Below are 18,803 nucleotides of genomic sequence, written 5' to 3'. Positions count from 1 at the left end.
CATAACGACAAGGGAGGTATTTTCATGTCCGAGATAATAAGCATTTTGGTTGTGGATGATGAGAAAGAAATTGCAGACCTGGTGGAGATCTACCTGGTCAGTGACGGATATAAAGTATATAAAGCGGATAATGCGGAAGAAGGATTGGGAATTCTGGAAAAAAACCAGATCCATCTGGTACTTTTAGACATCATGATGCCTGGTATGGATGGCCTGCAAATGTGCAAGAAAATACGGGAGACCAATAACATTCCTATCATCATGCTCAGCGCCAAGTCCACGGATCTGGACAAAATACTGGGACTTGGAACCGGGGCAGATGACTACGTGACAAAGCCCTTTAACCCTTTGGAGCTGACGGCACGGGTAAAATCCCAGCTTCGCCGTTATACCCAGTTAAACCCCAACAGTGCGGTAAATGAAGCTGCTAAGAATGAAATCGCAATAAGAGGACTGACCATTAACAAGGATAACCATAAGGTGACTGTTTATGGGGAAGAGATTAAGCTTACCCCCATTGAGTTTGACATCCTTTACTTACTGGCCTCTAATCCCGGAAGAGTGTTCAGCACCGATGAGATCTTTGAAAAGGTGTGGAATGAAAAGGTTTATGAGGCAAACAACACAGTTATGGTACATATCAGACGGCTGCGGGGAAAGATGAAAGAGGATACCAGACAGAACAAGATCATCACCACTGTTTGGGGGGTAGGATACAAAATTGAAAAGTGATCTTAACCGCCGTTTTCATACCCGGGTCATTGCCAATATTTTTTACAGTGCAGTCGTTACGGTCCTGATCGAGATATTTCTGGTAACCAATGTATCTTTGGTAGCCTCCTACATGAGAAACACACAAAAGGACAATGCATTTGTTGAGATGCTCACATCCTTTGATGTGGTAGTGATCCTGATTTATGTTATTTTTGGGATCGGAATATTCACGGTCACCTTTCTCCTTCTCCAGGAAAAGTCTATGCGTTACATCAGCAGGATTTCTGATGCCATGCAGAGTATTTCTGAGGGAGATTTAAATATTACGGTTGACATTGAAGGGGATGATGAATTCTCTGTCATGGCTGCCAGTTTAAATAAGATGGTGGAAGATTTAAGAGGCCTTATGGATAAGGAACGGGAAGCGGAACGTACCAAGAACGAGCTTATTACCAATATTGCTCATGACTTAAGGACACCCTTAACATCCATCATCGGGTATCTGGAACTTTTGTCCGGAGAAACAAAGCTTGATCCGGAAGTCCAGAAAAATTACATAGGGATTGCATACGTAAAGACAAAGCGGCTGGAAAAGCTGATTGAGGACTTATTCGGATTTACAAAGCTGAACTATGGGAAGATCTCCATGCACGTAGCCAAGGTGGATGTGGTGAAGCTCTTAAGTCAGCTGTTGGAAGAATTTTATCCCAGTTTTGTGGATAAGAACCTATCTTATGAGCTTCAAAGCAATGTTCCCGCCCAGATGATCTCGGCGGATGGCAACCTTCTGGCCCGTCTGTTTGACAATTTAATCAACAATGCCATCAAATACGGAGCGGATGGAAAGCGCATCCTGGTAAAGGTCCATGGCAGCGAAGAACTGGTTACCATTCAGGTGATCAATTACGGTTACGTGATTCCGGAGGAAGAGCTGCCTCTTATCTTCAATAAGTTTTATCGCGTGGAACAGTCCCGGTCTACCAATACAGGGGGAACGGGGCTGGGACTTGCCATCGCAAAGAATATTGTGGATATGCACGGCGGAACCATTCATGTGACTAGTGATTTATCCGGAACGGTATTTACGATTAAGCTGCAAGTGGATTTTGATATTAATAAAGAGAACTTTGGAAAGATAGGGTGACAGAGAATGAAATTCAGAAAGATATCCCTGATTTGTGCCATGGTTGTCACCATAGCAGGCAGCGTAACGCTGCCTGCTTTCGGTATGGCAAATGAAACACCGGTCGGAATGGATGCAGGGAATTCCTTTGCAGACGGAAATTATGCGGCTACTAATTCCGGGGTTTCCATGGATGTTTCCTATGGATATGAGGGAAATGCAAAAAGCGGACGTTACGTACCGGTAAATTTTTCATTAAAAAACCAGCTGGATTCCGAATTTCAGGGAACGGTCCAGGCGATTGCCATGGAATCGGATTATGACATTTACCAATACGAGTACCCGGTTTCCTTAAAGGCCTTTGAAGCCTCGGAGGAATCCTTGGATATTCCGGTGGGAAGGGCAGATGTTCTTTATGTGAAGCTTCTGGACTCCCAGGGAAAAGAGCTGATACGCAAACGCTTAAAAATGAATGTCACGGCAGATATAGCAGAACTGTTTGTGGGGGTTTTATCCGATGAACCAGATACTCTGTCCTATATGGATGGGGTGGGGGTGAATTACAGCTCTGTCAGGATCAAGACCTTTGAGATGGATACAGAAAAGATGCCGGATAATGTCATCGGTCTGGACCTTTTAGATGTGCTGGTCATTACGGATTACGATACAAAAAGGCTGTCCACAGACCAGGTATCTGCAATTTGGGAATGGGTGAAAGGAGGAGGGATCCTTCTTCTGGGAACCGGCAGCCGGGTGGATGATACCCTTTATGCCTTCCGGTCTGATATCCTGGAGGATGATTATGCACCTCCATCGGAAAAATCCGTGGACATGGGAGTGGAATATTCCTCCAATGGTCCTGGAGATTCCTTCATGAATCTGGTTTGTGCAGACGTTTCTTTAAAAGGTGGAACCGGAGTACTTTCCAATGATGAATTCCCGGTCCTTACTTCTGTATCAAAGGGAAAAGGAAAGGTAGGCGTTGCTGCCTACGATTTTGTGGATATCGCTTCCTTCTGCCAGGTCCAGCGTTCCTATGTAGATAAGCTTTTTACGGCGCTTTTGGGAGAAACCAAGTTAAATGATTTGTCCTCCTACCTATACAGCGGAAATTCCGGCCAGTTCTGGTCCGTGCAGAATATGTTAAATACCGGAAACTTAGATAAGCTGCCGAACCTGGTGGTTTATGCTGTAGTGATCCTGGGATATATTGTGCTGGTGGGCCCGGGGCTGTACCTGTTTTTGAAAAAGCAGGAGCGGAGAAGGTATTACCGGACCGCGGTTGCAGCAGTTTCCTTGGCCTTCGCGGCAATCGTATACTTAATGGGAGTAGGAACTAGGTTTAAGGATACCTTTTTTACCTATGCGACCATACTGGATACTACGGAGAACTATGTAGACGAATATACTTATATCAACATGAGGACGCCTTATAATAAGGCATATACCATTGCCCTGGATCCGACATATGATTTGCTTCCCATCACCAGAAGCAGTTCCTATGAGATGAAGCCGGTTCCCAGATTTATGGGAAATGAAGACTATAAGGTGAATATATCTTATGGGGAAACGGACACCAGAGTTTCGGTCCAGAACGCAGCAGCTTTTACCCCCAAGTATTATTCCTTAAGGAAACGGACTTCCAATACAGAGCATAAGGGCCTTATCGGGGACATCACCCTGTTCGAGGGTAACATATATGGCACTGTGACCAATGAATATCCTTTCCAGGTAGAAAAGGTTGGAATCCTGATGTACGGGAAAATGGTGGTCATTGAAGAGTTAAAGCCAGGAGAGACCATGAATTTAAGCGGGCTTCCTGTCATCAATTATCCCATTAACAATTCCTTCCTGGTATCTGCCCGGGTAACTGGAAGCTATCAGTATCCCAAAGCGGACATTGAGGATCCGGCTTACATGCTGGCTTTATCAAGGACCAACATTTTAAGCTTTTATCTTGATAAATATTCCTCATTCTATAATCCGGAGGCCAGAATCGTGGCTTTCAGCAAGGACCAGTCAGACAGCCAGTTCCTTGCCGGAGGGAATTATGAAACTTTCGGCATGTCCATGTTTACATCTACCATTAATGTAAAGACAAAGAACAATGGAGAGACCTCCCGGTCTGCTCTCATGAAAACGCCTACGGTGGTAAGCGGGCAGTATTATGCGGATTCCAACGCCATTTACGGCGTAGACCCGGTAGCTCTGGAGTATTTTCTTGGAAATGATCTGGAGGTGGAAACGCTGACCTTTGAAAACCCCTCTGACGAGTTTTTAAACAGCGAAAGCTTTTACTACGCCACCATCTTTAAAGGAAATATTTATTTCTACAATCACGACACTGGCAATTACGATGCCATGGACCCCAATAAATCGGTTTATAAAGCCTGGGAACTGACCCCTTATCTGTCTCCAGGCAACACGCTGACTGTTAAATATGTATGTGACAATACATCTGAGAATAACTGGTATGTGACTCTGCCAATGCTGACAGTGACAGGAAGGGATAAATGATGTTAGAGATTAAGGATTTGCGGAAAAAGTTTGGAAAATTCCATGCCTTAAACGGCCTGGATCTTCGTATCCCCCAGGGATCTCTTTATGGCTTCGTAGGACCTAACGGAGCAGGAAAGACCACCACCATCAAGATCATGACAGGGCTTCTTTTTGCCGACAGTGGTCAGGTGATGATCGATGGCGTGGATGTGTCCAGGGGATTAGATAAATTAAAAATGAAAATCGGCTATGTGCCGGATTTTTTCGGCGTATATGACAATTTAAAAGTCAACGAATACATGGAGTTTTTTGCTTCCTGCTATGGAATCGACGGGCTTAAAGGCAGGACCCGGTATATGACCCTTTTGGAGCAGGTAGGGCTGGAGGATAAGGTGAATTTTTACGTAGACAGCTTATCGAGAGGTATGAAGCAGCGGCTCTGCCTGGCAAGGGCTCTGATCCACGATCCCCTTTTGCTGGTCCTTGATGAACCGACCTCAGGGCTGGACCCAAGAACCAGGTTTGAATTTAAGGAGATCTTAAAGGAATTAAAGGAACAGGGGAAGACCATATTCATCAGTTCCCATGTACTTTCCGAGCTCTCCGAGCTGTGTACGGACATTGGGGTCATTGACCAGGGAAAGATGATCTTAAGCGGCAGCATGGAGGAGATTCTGCGCAGGGTCAATGCTACCAACCCTCTGATCATTTCTGTTCTTGGAAATAAGGATAAGGCGCTGACCATCTTAAAAAGCCAGCCCTGTGTCCAGACCATAGCGGTGAAAGACGAGGACATCAGGGTGAATTTCATTGGAGATAACCAGGATGAGGCTCTTCTTTTGCAACAGCTGGTGGATGCCGAGGTGCTTGTACATGGTTTCTACAGGGAGCAGGGAAGTTTAGAATCCCTGTTTATGCAGATCACGGATCATGATAAAGAAAAGGCGGTGCTTGTACATGAAATTGAATCCGGTTTATAAGCGGGAGACAACGGTCAGCTCCAGAAGCTTCCGTCTTGCGCTGATCCTGGCGATTTTTAATACGATTCTGGCTTTGGTAGTTCTGCTTAATATGTACTCCGTAGTGGAGCGGGTAAAGCTGACTGCGGAGATCCAGTATTCTTCATTTACCAATTTGTACATATTTGTGGCTGCAGTGGAATTTGTAATGCTGATGTTCATCATGCCGGCGCTGACCGCAGGAAGCATCAGCGGAGAGAGGGAACGCCAGACTCTTGACCTTCTTCTTACCACGACCTTGAAGCCATGGGAGATCATATGGGGAAAGTTTACCTCATCCTTTAGCACCATGTTCCTCATGATCATGTCCAGTTTTCCCCTTCTGGCCGTATCCTTTGTATATGGGGGAGTGATGATTTATGACGTAGTACTCTTGCTTTTTTGCTACCTGGCAGTGGCCCTTCTCTGCGGAAGCATGGGAATCTGTTTTTCCACCCTGTTCAAGCGGTCGACCATTGCTACGGTAGTAAGCTATGGAGTTCTGGTCCTCATTGGCGCAGGCACCTATGCGGTCAATGTCTTTGCCCTTTCCATGGCCCGGATGAACATAAGCAGCACCTATGCCATGTCCGTGGGAGGTATGGCCGACCAGACCAGTTCCGGTGCATGCTTGTATCTGCTTCTGCTAAACCCGGTGGCTACCTTCTATGCAATGATCAATGGTCAGACAGGGGATAGTCAGGTTGTAAGAAGTTTAAACAGCTGGTTCGGCCCCCATCCGGATAACTTTATCATGGAAAACTGGGTGGTCTTAAGCATTTTTATCCAGCTGGCCCTGGCTGCCATATTCATGTTCATCGCCGTAAAGGTCATCAGTCCGTCTAAAGGAAAAAAGATAAGAAAAATAAAATAACAGGAGGTTTTTATGCTTACGATCGGATGTCACCTGTCTTCCTCTAAAGGCTATTTTGCCATGGGGAAGGAGGCTGTAAAGATTGATGCCAACACCTTTCAGTTTTTTACAAGAAATCCCAGGGGAACTAAGGCCAAGGCCATGAACCCTGATGATGTGAACCGTTTCCTGGCTTTTGCCATGGAACATGGAATAACCCGAATCCTGGCCCATGCGCCTTACACTTTAAATGCCTGCTCTGCGGATGAAGGGCTTCGGACCCTTGCCAGAGATACCATGAAGGATGATTTAGACCGGATGGAATACACTCCCGGAAACTGCTACAATTTCCACCCGGGAAGCCATGTGGGACAGGGAACAGAGGAGGGGATCCGTTATATTTCCGATATGCTGAATCAGGTTCTGACACCCAAACTTCATACCACCGTCCTTTTAGAGACCATGTCCGGCAAGGGCAGCGAGGTAGGACGGGAATTTGAAGAGTTACGGGAGATCCTGGACCGTGTGGAGCAAAAGGATCATATGGGCATCTGCCTGGATACGTGCCACGTATGGGATGCAGGCTATGATATTGCCGGTGATCTGGACGGAGTCTTAAACCGGTTTGACCGGATTATCGGCCTGGACAGATTAAAGGCGATCCATTTAAATGACAGTCAGAACCCTCTGGGGGCTCACAAGGACCGTCATGCAAAAATCGGAGAAGGCTTTATCGGTTTTGAGGCTCTGAAGCGGATGACGGTTCACCCGGCTTTAAAGGGCCTTCCTTTTTATCTGGAAACGCCCAATGACCTTTCCGGGTACGCAAAAGAAATTTCCATGATGAGAGGAACGGTATAGCCAACCGATTAATGGTGTAGTATAATGAGCGAAAGAGAGTGAAGATGAGTTTACTCATCGGCACGAACGGCGAATGACGATCAGGAACCGCAGGTTCATGATATAATGAGCGAAAGAGAGTGAAGATGAGTTTACTCATCGGCACGAACGGCGAATGACGATCAGGAACCGCAGGTTCATGATATAATGAGCGAAAGAGAGTGAAGATGAGTTCACTCATCGAATAAAAACCGTTAAGGAGGAAATGACATGGGAATTGTTAAGGCACTTACTACCGCAGTAGGAGGTTCACTGGCAGACCAGTGGCTTGAAGTGATAGAAGCAGGCAATATGGGAGATCAGACCGTATTCACCAGCGGAGTGAAGATCCGGAAGGGATCCAATACAAAGAGCACAGAATATACGGTATCTGATGGTTCCGTCATTCATGTTTACCCCAATCAGTTCATGATTTTGGTCGATGGCGGAAAGGTGATTGATTACACCGGAGAACCAGGTTATTTTACCGTGAAAAATTCATCCCTTCCATCCCTCTTTAACGGTCAGTTCGATGAGGCCATAAAGGAATCCTTTGACCGGATCCGCTTCGGCGGCCAGACACCCACTTCCCAGAGGGTGTATTTTATTAACTTACAGGAGATTAAAGGGATTAAATTCGGAACTCCCAATCCCATCAATTATTTCGATCAGTTTTATAATGCGGAATTGTTTTTGCGGGCCCATGGAACGTATTCCATCAAGGTAACAGACCCTCTGTTGTTCTATGGGGAAGCCATACCGAAAAATGCTTCCCGGGTCGAAGTAGATGACATCAATGCCCAGTATTTATCTGAATTTTTAGAGGCTCTTCAGTCATCAATCAACCAGATGTCCGCCGATGGCATCCGGATCTCCTATGTAGCTTCAAAAGGAAGAGAGCTGGGACAGTATATGGCGGGTGTCCTTGATGATCAGTGGAAGGATCAGAGAGGAATCGAGATCCAGTCCGTGGGAATCGCCAGTATTTCCTATGATGAGGAATCAAAGAAGCTGATCCAGATGCGCAACCAGGGCGCTATGCTTGGCGATCCCGGGGTCAGGGAGGGCTATGTGCAGGGAGCAGTGGCCAGAGGCCTTGAAGCGGCAGGAAGCAATGCCAATGGTTCCATGGCAGGATTTATGGGGATGAACATGGGTATGAATACTGGCGGCGGCTTTATGGGAGCAGCCTCAAATGCCAATTATCAGCAGATGCAGATGAACCGGGCCCAGCAGGAAAATCCCATGGAACGGACCCCGGCAAGCGGAGCGGGTAAGGCCGAAAGCCCTTCGGAAAGCCAATGGACCTGCGGCTGCGGAAGTGTGAATACAGGAAAATTCTGCCCGGAATGCGGAAACCCAAAGCCGGCAGGAACATGGACCTGTGAATGTAAAACTGTAAACAATGGCAGATTTTGTTCGGAGTGTGGAAAACCAAGACCATGAGTGAGATCATAAGCTATAAATGTCCAAATTGCGGCGGGCCGCTTTTCTTTGATCCGAAAAAGCAGAAGTATGCTTGTGAATACTGCTTATCAGAATTCAACCAGAAAGAAACAGAGAGCGGGGAGCCGCAGGAGCCTAAGGCAGAAAAGAAAAGCAGGGAGCCTGAGGCTCCTAAGGCAAAGAAACAGGACGGAGAGCCTGTCCTTTATACCTGCCCAAGCTGCGGTGCCGAGATCGTAACGGATGAGACCACTGCAGCCACCTTCTGCTACTATTGCCATAACCCGGTGATTTTATCGGGCAGGCTGACCGGGGAATTCCATCCGGATTATGTGGTTCCATTTGCAATGGAAAAGAAGCGGGCCGTGGAAATCTTTGAGCAATGGATGAAAAAGAAACGGTTTGTTCCAAAAGCTTTTTACAGCGAAGACCAGATCGAGAAGATTTCCGGTGTATATTTTCCTTACATGCTTTACAGCTGCCGGGCGGAGGGAAGCCTGAATGCAAAAGCAGACCGTCTGCGGGTCTGGGTAAGCGGTGACCGCCGCTATACGGAAACTCAGACCTATGATGTCCGCAGGGAGGGCTCTATGCCCGTAAAATTCGTGCCCCGTAATGCCCTCAAGAAGTCCAACCGGGAGCTGGTGGAGGGCGTTCTGCCTTTTGAAACGGAGAAAATGAAGCCATTTTCCATGGGGTATCTTTCCGGCTTTGTGGCAGAACGGCGGGACATGGGAGAGCAGGAATTCTCTGAGGATGTAAAGTCAGAGGTGCGCCTGTTTGCCGAGCAGTCCTTAAAAAACAGCATTACCTCCTATGATTCTGTGAGGGTTCAGAATCAATCCGTCCGCCTGGAGGACGAACGATGGGAGTATGCACTTTTGCCGGTGTGGACTCTTACCTACCACGACGGGGCAAAGGACCAGATGTATTATTTTACAGTGAATGGGCAGACCGGTAAGGTATGCGGCAAGCTTCCTGTGGACCGGAACAAACTGATGCTTCTGTTTATGGAAATATTCCTGCCCGTATTTCTTGCTATGCTGATTGTGGGGTATCTGATATGATGAAAACAAATGGACTGTTCCTTCGGATAAGCAAGGTAACCGTTTTACTGTTCATGGTTCTTCTGTTTCTGATCGTTCTTTCCGGTGGCATGAAAGCTTTTGCCGAAAGCCAAAGCCCGGAAGGCGCTTCAGAGGAAAAGCGGGTATATGATGAAGCCGGACTTTTTACCCAGGAAGAAATAGAAACATTTGAAACTCAGATCCAGGCGATGAGAAAAGAAATGAACATGGATGTGGTGATTACAACCACAGACCAGGCAGGTGGAAAGTCGGCCGGACAATATGCGGAGGATTTCTACATAAGAGGAGTCTACGGAGTTGGAAAGGATTACAGCGGGGTATTGTTCCTGATCGACATGGATAACCGGGAGCTTTACATCCTTCCGGTAGGAAAGATGAACCGCTTTTTAACGGATAAGCGCTGGAATTCCATTCTGGATTCCGCTTATGACGAGATTAGCAATCAAAATTACGGAGCCTGTGCCGGGAGCTTTCTGGACGGTGTGACCAAGTATTACAAGGCCGGAATTCCCGGAGGACAGTATAATTATGATAAAGAGACAGGAAAAATAAGTGTTTACCGCAGCATCCGGTGGTATGAGGCAGCCCTGGCGGCCCTTATCGGGCTTATTGCAGCGGCCTCAGCCTGCGGGGGAGTAACCAGCCGGTATTCCATGAAAAAGGAGAGAGGCTGGGCTAAGAACTCATTGATGGCCTATCGTGCAAACTGCCAGTTCCGGTATTCGGACCAGTTCGACCATCTGGTGAACAAAACCGTGACCTATATGATCATTCCACGGAATCAGGGGAATACAGGCGGGGGCGGAGGCGGTTTTTCCTCCGGCGGCAGGAGTACTACCCATACCTCCTCTGGACGCACCATGGGAGGCGGAGGGCGGAAATTTTAATTTAGCCTCATCAAATAGCGAATCGGATTGCGAATATCCGATTGACTTGTCTCGCTGAATATATAAATAAAAACCTGCCGGGAAAAGCAAGGACTTTTCCCGGCAGGTTTTTTATATGATGGCTGTCATTCCATTGCGCATACGGCTGTTGCGGATTCGCTATACAATGTTCGTTCTTCCCTTTTTAAAGCTTCCTCACTTATCACGTCAGATAGACCGGGATAGGCATGTCCAGGGAGAGGGAATCCTCTGTTACGACACAATCATATGCTAAAATATGGACCCCGGCCTCCTTCGCCCTTTTTAACGCTTCTGCAAATTCCGGATGCGTTTTTTTATTTGGCGTAAATGCTTCCATCTCTTTCATCTGGATGACAAACAGGATGTAAGTCTCATACCCTTCCCTGTGGGCATTAATAAGCTCCTCTATGTGTTTTACTCCCCGCACCGTCGGTGCATCAGGAAACATGGCAAGGCCGTTTTCTTCCAGGGTGACTCCCTTAACCTCCATGAATGCAGGGGTCTCCTCTCCATGGGTTTCCCTTTTTCCCGGCAGCACCGCATGAAAAGCCAGATCGAACCGTGACTGGTCGTAGGTGACTTCCCGCCTGATATCCTTTATGACCGGGCGGAAAAGGGAAGGTGTATCCTCCGTCTGATGAAAAGGAAGGGAAGAATTTTCCCGGATGGATTGCAGCCATTCGTATGCTGCCTGATTTGGGGCCTGGGAATCCATATTGATGAGGACCGGACCACCTCTTTCCCGTTCTTTCCATACGCCGATCAAAGAGTATTCTGTTTTTCTTCCAAGAGCCGCGGCCTCCGGATGAAACTGCACCAGCACCTTAACTCCGGGGATTAGTAACTCCCGGCAGCGCCCTGTATTTTTAACGTGACAGATCACTTCCACTTCCCCAACCCCCTCTTTTGAAATCAGGACGTGGGCAATAAAACGGTTGGGTCGGTTTACAAAGATCCCTTTCAGCATGTGTTCGTATCTCAATGAAGCTGTCTCTCCTTTCGTATCCATGGTTGTATCTTACCATATAGAGAATAAAAATGGAACCCTTGTGTCTCTAGAGTGAATACATTCGTCCGCTAGGTGAAAACTTTTTTGCCCTTTTTTCTTGCACCGTTAAAGAAAGTGTGCTACAATGCTGGCAAGGTTTTTGATCCATTGACATTATGAGAGAGCAGGAAAGGAATAAAATACCATGGAAATATCCTATCAAAGTACCAGGGGCGGCGAAGCCGGTGTGACGGCTTCCCAGGCAATCTTAAAGGGTCTGGCGGCAGACGGCGGCCTGTTTATGCCATGTTTTATCCCAAAGCTTGACAAATCCATGAAAGAGTTGTCGGCGTTAACATATCAGGAAACAGCCTATGAGGTCATGAAGCTTTTTCTTACGGATTACAGTTCTGAGGAGTTAAAGAGCTGTATTGAACAGGCTTATGACAGCAAATTCGATACAGAGGAGATCGCTCCTCTAGCCAAGGCTGACGGAGCCTATTATCTGGAATTATACCATGGAAGTACCATTGCATTTAAGGATATGGCTCTTTCTATTCTTCCTCATCTGATGACCGTTGCGGCAAAAAAGAATCAGGTAAAAAATAAAATCGTGATCCTTACTGCTACCTCCGGCGACACAGGAAAGGCTGCTATGGCCGGTTTTGCCGATGTGGAAGGAACGGAAATCATCGTATTTTATCCAAAGGATGGCGTAAGCCGTGTCCAGGAGCTTCAGATGGTAACCCAGAAAGGGGAAAATACCCATGTGGCCGCCATTCATGGAAACTTCGATGACGCTCAAACAGGGGTCAAAAGGATATTCGGAGATAAGGAATTTGCCCGCATGCTTGATGAAAAGGGCTTTCAACTGTCTTCCGCCAACTCCATTAACATCGGCAGGCTGGTTCCCCAGGTGGTCTATTATGTTTACGCCTATGCAAAGCTCCTTGCCTGTGAAGAAATTTCTGACGGTGAAGAAATCAATGTTACCGTGCCTACGGGAAACTTTGGAAACATTCTGGCCGCCTATTTGGCAAAGCAGATGGGGGTTCCCATTAAGACCCTTATCTGTGCCTCCAATGAAAATAAGGTACTTTATGATTTCTTCCAGACCGGGACCTATGACAGGAACCGGGACTTTATCCTCACCAGTTCTCCGTCCATGGATATTTTAATATCCAGCAATTTAGAGCGCCTGATTTATTTAAGCGCCGGTTGTGATGCAGGAGCCAATGCGGCTCTTATGAAGGAACTGGGCGATAAAGGCAGCTATACGGTAACCCCTGGTATGAAGCACTTTATGGAAGATTTTATGGGAGGTTTTGCAGGAGAAGAGGAAACCAGGGCAGCCATTAAGAAGGTTTTTGAGGATACCGGCTATTTAATCGATCCCCATACCGGTGTGGCAGCATGCGTATATGACCAATACACGGCAGAGACAAAGGATCAGGCAAAGAATATCATTGCCTCCACAGCAAGCCCATATAAGTTTGCAGGAAGCGTTCTGGAAGCCATTGAAGGAGTACAGGAGGAGCCGGATGAATTCCGGATCATCGATCATCTGGCAGAGATATCAAAGGTTCCCGTTCCCCAGGCAGTAGAAGAAATCCGCACCGCACCTGTACGTCATGATACAGTGTGCGATGCGGATAAGATGAAAGAAGCAGTTGTAAGCTTTTTAAGCTAACGGATGTTCCGGTTGGCATACCGGCACCATTTTCCGCTTAATACGCGGGTGGAGAAGAAGATGGCGCGCACCAGCCAGTCGATGGTCATGGCGATCCAGATTCCCATAAGTCCAAGGCCGAAATAAAGGCTTAATACGTAGGCCATGACGATCCGGCAGATCCACATGGAACATATGGAAACAGTCATGGTAAAACGGACGTCATTGGCGGCCCGCAGTCCGTTGGTCAGGCAGAAGGACAGAGGATGGATTATCATGCAGCAGATGCTGTGGTAAAGCATCAGCTTATAAGCCAGGGCGCTGGTCTCGCCCGACAGATGAAACAGGCTGCATATGGGATTTAAAAACGGTATGATGGCAAGGTTTAATATCCACAGACAGATATATGCCGTTTTTAAAAGCTTTCCCATATATTTGCGGGCCTGTTTCAGTTCTCCGGCCCCTACACACTGTCCCACAACCGTTACCAGGGCTATGCCTATGGCGCTTGCAGGGATAGTTTCCAGACCGCAGATGGTGCTTGCCACCGCATTAGCAGCAATTGCCATAGTGCCGAAGCTGGCAGTCAGACTGGAAAGCAAAAGCTTTCCCAGCTGGAAAATGCTGTTTTCAAGGCCGTTTGGTATGCCGATGTAGAGGATCTGGCGCAGCATCCTCTTGTCCGGGCGCAGACGGAACTCAATGGGAAAATGGCTCTGCTTTTTAAGAAGGGAAAACATAATTACTGCGGACAGGATTCTGGAAAACATGGTGGAAAGCCCGGCACCTGCCACGCCCATATGGAATACGTAGATGAACAGGAAATTTCCTGCGATGTTGCAGAGGTTGGCACCCAGGGAGACCTGCATGGATACCTTGGAGTTTCCGGCTGTCCTGAAAAGGGCTGCACTGCTGTTATAAAATGCCAGAAAAGGATAAGAGAGGGAGGACAAATAGAAATAAATTCTCCCGTTATGCATGACCTCCTGGCCGATCTCACCGTATATGAGTCTTAGAAGCTGCCCATTAAAGATCAGGGTCACTGCCATTATGGCCATGGAAAGCCCGCCCACAGCCAGGAACAGCTGGCCTGAGGCTTTGGCGACACTTTTTTCATCCTTCCGGCCGATGTACTGGGCTGTTACCACGGAACCACCCGCGGCCATTGCCCCGAATAATCCGATCAGAAGGACGTTTATGGTATCCACGATGGATATGCCAGACACGGCTTCTTCGCCGCAGGAGGCTACCATGATGATATCAGCCATTCCCATAAATACAGCCAGTATCTGTTCTATGACTAAGGGAAAAATCAACTGGCGCAGCTGTTTGCTGGAGAACAGATCCGTCCCTTCCTGGCGTTCCTGCATTTCTGTGGTTTCAGAGTCCTGTCGGCGGAAAATGCCTTGCCACATCTTTCGTTTCATAAAAAATCTCCTATTATGTATTTAGAACCTGCCCTCATTATAAGGCATATAGGGAATAAAAGCAAAATGTAACTTTGTTATAAAAAAGACAATCTGGAAAAATTATTCTTTCCAAATAGGGTAAGATGGTATATAATAATATAGAGCAAGAGAAAAAACAAATGGAGGTTTGTGATATGTTAGTTTCAGCAAAAGATATGCTTGAAAAAGCAAGAGACGGAAAGTACGCAGTTGGACAGTTCAACATCAACAACCTTGAGTGGACGAAAGCTGTTTTACAGACAGCCGAAGAACTGAAATCCCCGGTTATCCTGGGTGTTTCCGAAGGCGCTGGTAAATACATGACAGGCTATAAGACCGTATCAGCTATGGTGAAAGCCATGATCGAAGAATTAAACATTACAGTTCCCGTAGCACTTCATCTGGATCATGGTTCCTATGATGGCTGCTATAAGTGCATTGAAGCGGGATTTTCTTCCATTATGTTTGACGGTTCCCATTATCCTATCGCTGAGAACGTAGAAAAGACGACTGAGCTTGTGAAAGTCTGTGCAGAAAAAGGAATTTCCATTGAAGCAGAGGTTGGTTCTATCGGCGGAGAGGAAGACGGCGTAGTGGGTATGGGCGAATGCGCAGATCCTGATGAGTGCAAGCAGGTTGCAGACTTAGGCGTAACCATGCTGGCTGCAGGTATCGGCAACATTCACGGAAAATATCCGGATAACTGGGCGGGCTTAAGCTTTGAGACCCTGGCTGCCATCAAGGAGAAAGTAGGCGATATGCCTTTAGTACTTCACGGTGGGACAGGCATCCCGGAAGACCAGATCATGAAGGCTATCAGCCTTGGCGTTGCAAAGATCAATGTGAATACAGAGTGCCAGCTTACCTTTGCAGAAGCTACCCGTAAGTACATTGAGGCAGGCAAGGATTTAGCAGGCAAAGGCTTTGATCCACGTAAGCTTCTCGCCCCCGGCACAGAGGCTATTAAAGCAACTGTAAAAGAGAAGATGGAATTATTTGGCTCCGTTGGAAAAGCTTAAGGAAAATATTTTTCAAAAAAGTACTTGATTTTTTGGGGAAAATGGTTTAATTTAATTTAAGAACGATGGCGTTCTCCTTATACCGGGAGGACGCCTTTTCTGATTTATGCGCATATTCAGATCGCGAGGAGACTATAAAGGCAGTTTGACTTATCAAAATATGGGAGGATGGAAAATTTATGAGCGAAGTTGTAAACGTAGCTGAGCTGTTTGGTAAGAATGTATTTAACGAAACCGTAATGAGAGAGCGCTTGCCAAAATCTGTTTTCAAAAAATTAAAGAAAACCATTGAGGATGGTGCAGTGCTGGATCCATCGATTGCAGACGTCGTTTCACATGCCATGAAAGACTGGGCCATTGAAAGAGGCGCAACTCACTATACCCATTGGTTTCAGCCTCTTACCGGAATTACCGCTGAAAAACATGATTCCTTCATCTCAGCCCCCACACCGGAAGGAAAGGTAATTATGGAGTTTTCCGGGAAGGAACTGGTAAAGGGAGAACCGGATGCTTCTTCTTTCCCATCCGGAGGCTTAAGGGCGACTTTTGAAGCAAGAGGCTATACCGCCTGGGATTGCACTTCCCCTGCATTCTTAAGAGAAGATGCCATCGGTGTTACTCTCTGCATTCCCACCGCTTTCTGTTCTTATACAGGAGAAGCTCTTGACAAAAAAACACCTCTCTTAAGATCCATGGAAGCCGTAGACGAGCAGGCTCTAAGAATCTTAAGATTATTCGGAAATACCACCTCAAAAAGGGTGACTCCTTCCGTTGGTGCCGAGCAGGAATATTTTCTGGTTGATCATGAAAAGTATTTACAGAGAAAAGATTTAATCTATGCCGGACGCACCTTGTTCGGAGCGATGCCCCCGAAGGGACAGGAGCTGGAGGACCATTACTTCGGTTCCATCCGCGAGAGGATCGCGGCTTATATGAAGGAAGTGAATGAAGAGCTATGGAAGTTAGGTGTGCCTGCAAAGACCCAGCATAACGAAGTTGCTCCCGCACAGCATGAGCTGGCCCCTATCTATGAGCAGGCAAATGTGGCCGTTGATCATAACCAATTAGTAATGGAAACCTTAAAAAAGGTGGCTGGCCGTCATGGATTAAACTGTCTGCTTCATGAAAAACCGTTTGCAGGGGTTAATGGTTCCGGTAAGCATAACAACTGGTCTTTAACCACTGACGATGGAATTAACCTATTAAATCCAGGGGAAACACCCCATGAGAATATCCAGTTCCTGCTGGTGCTTTCCTGTATCTTAAAGGCGGTTGACCGCCATGCGGATCTCCTTCGGGAATCTGCGGCTGATGTTGGAAATGATCACAGGCTTGGGGCAAATGAAGCGCCGCCGGCCATTATCTCCATTTTCATCGGCGAACAGCTTGAGGATGTAGTAGATCAGCTTTGCAGCACCGGAGAGGCTACCCGTTCCAAGGCGGGCGGCACCTTAAAAACGGGTGTCAGAACCTTACCTGATTTATTTAAGGATGCTACGGACAGAAACAGAACCTCCCCATTTGCATTTACCGGCAATAAGTTCGAGTTCCGAATGGTTGGTTCCTCTGATTCCATTTCTTCTCCCAATGTGGTTTTAAACACCATTGCTGCTGAGGCGTTAAAGGAATCGGCAGATGTCCTTGAGAAGGCGGCTGATTTTGATACGGCAGTCCATGATATGATTAAAGAGCAGCTGGCTGCTCATAGAAGGATTATTTTCAACGGCAACGGTTATTCCCAAGCCTGGGTGGATGAAGCAGAAAGAAGAGGTCTTCCAAACCTTAAGTCAATGGTTGAGGCGATTCCTGCACTTACTACAGATGCTTCGGTAAAGATGTTTGAGGAGTTTAAGGTATTCACAAAGGCTGAGCTGGAATCCCGGGTTGAGATCGAATATGAGGCTTACAGCAAAGCCATTAACATCGAGGCAAGAGTCATGATCGACATGACCGGAAAGCAGATCATCCCGGCGGCCGTGAAGTATGCATCTCTGCTGGCAGATTCCCTGGGAAAGGTAAAGACAGCGTGTCCGGCAGCCGATACCAGTGTTCAGGAAGAACTTCTCATAGAGGTAAGCGCTTATCTTTCCGATATGAAGGTAGCCCTGGCCACTCTGTCAGATGCTGACGCGAAATGTTCGGCCATCGAAGGAAACAAGGAACGGGCAAATGCTTTCCGGGATGAGGTAGTACCTGCCATGGCAGCTCTCCGTGATCCTGCTGATAAGCTGGAAATGATCGTAGATAAAGAATTTTGGCCAATGCCAAGTTATGGAGACTTGATTTTCGAAGTATAATGGCAGTGGATATGAAAAAAGGTGCCGTCCTGGCTGCAGGACAGCACCTTTTCTCATAGCTCCCAATAAATGGGCTGCATGCGCTCAAAGGTACAGAATTGCTTGAATCCAATGTCTTTTAAGATCTTCTTTACTTCCCCAATATGGCACCCCAGATGCTCCATCTTATGGCTATCCGAGCCGATGGTAAGGATGCGTCCGCCTAACTGAAGATACCGTTTCAGGATCTCCCTGGATGGCGTTAAGTCCTTTAAACCATATCGGAAGCTGGAAGTATTCACCTCAATCCCTTTTCCGTCAGCAATCACACAGCGGAGTATTTTGTCCACGATATCCATAATTCTGCTGTCCGGATAATCCCCATAGGTATCATACCGCTTGATCATATCTAAGTGGCCCAGGACAGAGTATTGCTTGTAATTTTGTACAACTTCATAAATGGCCTCATAATAAGCCGTTTGAAATTCTTCCTGGCTTCTTCCCTCCTGGAACTGGTAATTCCAGAACTCCTTGTCACCCACCTGATGATTACTCAAAATAATAAAATCAAAAGGATATTTTTCGTAATCTTTTTGGAAAAGAGGGCTGGTGTGAGACTGGACTCCGAATTCAATTCCTGCTTTTATGGTCAATTTTCCTTTATATTTTTCCTTCATTTCTTCTATTTCTTTAAAATAATGATTATAATTACAATTTAAGTCTGTTTTTACCCCATAATCTACGTGTTCCGTAAATGCAATTTCATCAAGTCCCATAAGTATTGCCCTTTGTACGATTTCCTCCATAGGGCACTGGGAATCATCACTGAAATAAGTGTGTATATGATAATCTGACAGCATATTCTGTTCCTCCAGTCTCATTTATGTATATGAAT

At 46.7% G+C, this 18,803-nt stretch carries 15 protein-coding genes; 12 read left to right on the top strand and 3 right to left on the bottom strand.

The features are described from left to right. Nucleotides 1-24: 24 nt before the first annotated feature. The 9 genes from BMW45_RS03600 to BMW45_RS03560 all read left to right on the top strand — a co-directional run bounded on the left by BMW45_RS03600 (nt 25) and on the right by BMW45_RS03560 (nt 10,487). Nucleotides 25-732: a response regulator transcription factor gene (locus BMW45_RS03600; RefSeq protein WP_092240620.1), complete on the top strand. Its 708-nt coding sequence runs from the start codon at nt 25-27 to the stop codon at nt 730-732. After that, nucleotides 722-1,858, top strand: a complete 1,137-nt coding sequence (locus tag BMW45_RS03595) for a sensor histidine kinase (RefSeq protein WP_092240618.1) — start codon at nt 722-724, stop codon at nt 1,856-1,858. Before BMW45_RS03600 ends, BMW45_RS03595 begins: the two co-directional genes overlap by 11 nt. A 6-nt stretch (nt 1,859-1,864) precedes the next feature. Further along, nucleotides 1,865-4,354 carry a hypothetical protein gene (locus BMW45_RS03590; protein ID WP_092240616.1) on the top strand — a complete coding sequence of 830 codons (2,490 nt, stop codon included), beginning with the start codon at nt 1,865-1,867 and terminating at the stop codon, nt 4,352-4,354. Then, on the top strand, nt 4,354-5,316 hold the full coding sequence (locus BMW45_RS03585) for an ABC transporter ATP-binding protein (RefSeq protein WP_092246131.1): 963 nt from the start codon (nt 4,354-4,356) through the stop codon (nt 5,314-5,316). The genes BMW45_RS03590 and BMW45_RS03585 overlap by 1 nt, the downstream gene beginning before the upstream one ends. Then, nucleotides 5,294-6,208 carry an ABC transporter permease gene (locus tag BMW45_RS03580; protein ID WP_092240614.1) on the top strand — a complete coding sequence of 305 codons (915 nt, stop codon included), beginning with the start codon at nt 5,294-5,296 and terminating at the stop codon, nt 6,206-6,208. The genes BMW45_RS03585 and BMW45_RS03580 overlap by 23 nt, the downstream gene beginning before the upstream one ends. Nucleotides 6,209-6,220: 12 nt before the next feature. Next, entirely contained in the window at nt 6,221-7,048 is an 828-nt protein-coding gene (locus tag BMW45_RS03575) for a deoxyribonuclease IV (RefSeq protein ID WP_092240612.1), read from the top strand. A 249-nt stretch (nt 7,049-7,297) separates the two neighbouring features. Continuing rightward, nucleotides 7,298-8,512, top strand: coding sequence for an SPFH domain-containing protein (locus tag BMW45_RS03570; RefSeq protein WP_092240610.1), 1,215 nt, complete (start codon nt 7,298-7,300; stop codon nt 8,510-8,512). Beyond that, nucleotides 8,509-9,579, top strand: coding sequence for a TFIIB-type zinc ribbon-containing protein (locus BMW45_RS03565; protein ID WP_092240608.1), 1,071 nt, complete (start codon nt 8,509-8,511; stop codon nt 9,577-9,579). The genes BMW45_RS03570 and BMW45_RS03565 overlap by 4 nt, the downstream gene beginning before the upstream one ends. Then, on the top strand, nt 9,576-10,487 hold the full coding sequence (locus BMW45_RS03560) for a TPM domain-containing protein (RefSeq protein ID WP_092240606.1): 912 nt from the start codon (nt 9,576-9,578) through the stop codon (nt 10,485-10,487). Before BMW45_RS03565 ends, BMW45_RS03560 begins: the two co-directional genes overlap by 4 nt. Nucleotides 10,488-10,689: 202 nt before the next feature. Here the strand turns inward: BMW45_RS03560 and sfsA are convergent, their stop codons facing one another. Next, nucleotides 10,690-11,490: a DNA/RNA nuclease SfsA gene (sfsA, locus tag BMW45_RS03555; protein WP_092240604.1), complete on the bottom strand. Its 801-nt coding sequence runs from the start codon at nt 11,488-11,490 to the stop codon at nt 10,690-10,692. A 211-nt stretch (nt 11,491-11,701) separates the two neighbouring features. On the opposite strand from sfsA, the gene thrC reads away from it, so the two are divergent. Continuing rightward, on the top strand, nt 11,702-13,186 hold the full coding sequence (thrC, locus tag BMW45_RS03550; RefSeq protein ID WP_092240602.1) for a threonine synthase: 1,485 nt from the start codon (nt 11,702-11,704) through the stop codon (nt 13,184-13,186). Here the strand turns inward: thrC and BMW45_RS03545 are convergent. Continuing rightward, nucleotides 13,183-14,592 carry an MATE family efflux transporter gene (locus tag BMW45_RS03545; RefSeq protein ID WP_092240600.1) on the bottom strand — a complete coding sequence of 470 codons (1,410 nt, stop codon included), beginning with the start codon at nt 14,590-14,592 and terminating at the stop codon, nt 13,183-13,185. The two genes, thrC and BMW45_RS03545, sit on opposite strands and share 4 nt — an antisense overlap. 176 nt (nt 14,593-14,768) lie before the next feature. Here BMW45_RS03545 and fba point away from each other — a divergent pair, with 176 nt between their 5' ends. Continuing rightward, nucleotides 14,769-15,632 carry a class II fructose-1,6-bisphosphate aldolase gene (fba, locus tag BMW45_RS03540; RefSeq protein WP_092240598.1) on the top strand — a complete coding sequence of 288 codons (864 nt, stop codon included), beginning with the start codon at nt 14,769-14,771 and terminating at the stop codon, nt 15,630-15,632. A gap of 179 nt (nt 15,633-15,811) precedes the next feature. Beyond that, the gene (locus BMW45_RS03535; protein WP_092240596.1) at nt 15,812-17,929 is read left to right on the top strand and encodes a glutamine synthetase III family protein; all 2,118 of its coding nucleotides are present in this window, start codon (nt 15,812-15,814) and stop codon (nt 17,927-17,929) included. A gap of 53 nt (nt 17,930-17,982) precedes the next feature. On the opposite strand, the gene BMW45_RS03530 is transcribed toward BMW45_RS03535, so the two are convergent. Next, on the bottom strand, nt 17,983-18,768 hold the full coding sequence (locus BMW45_RS03530; protein ID WP_092240594.1) for a histidinol-phosphatase HisJ family protein: 786 nt from the start codon (nt 18,766-18,768) through the stop codon (nt 17,983-17,985). Between the last annotated feature and the right edge of the window lie 35 nt (nt 18,769-18,803).

The organism is Lacrimispora sphenoides, from assembly GCF_900105215.1.
GTDB lineage: Bacteria > Bacillota > Clostridia > Lachnospirales > Lachnospiraceae > Lacrimispora > Lacrimispora sphenoides_A.
Note: the sequence above shows the minus strand (reverse complement) of the source record. Positions and strands in the feature narration are given on the sequence as shown.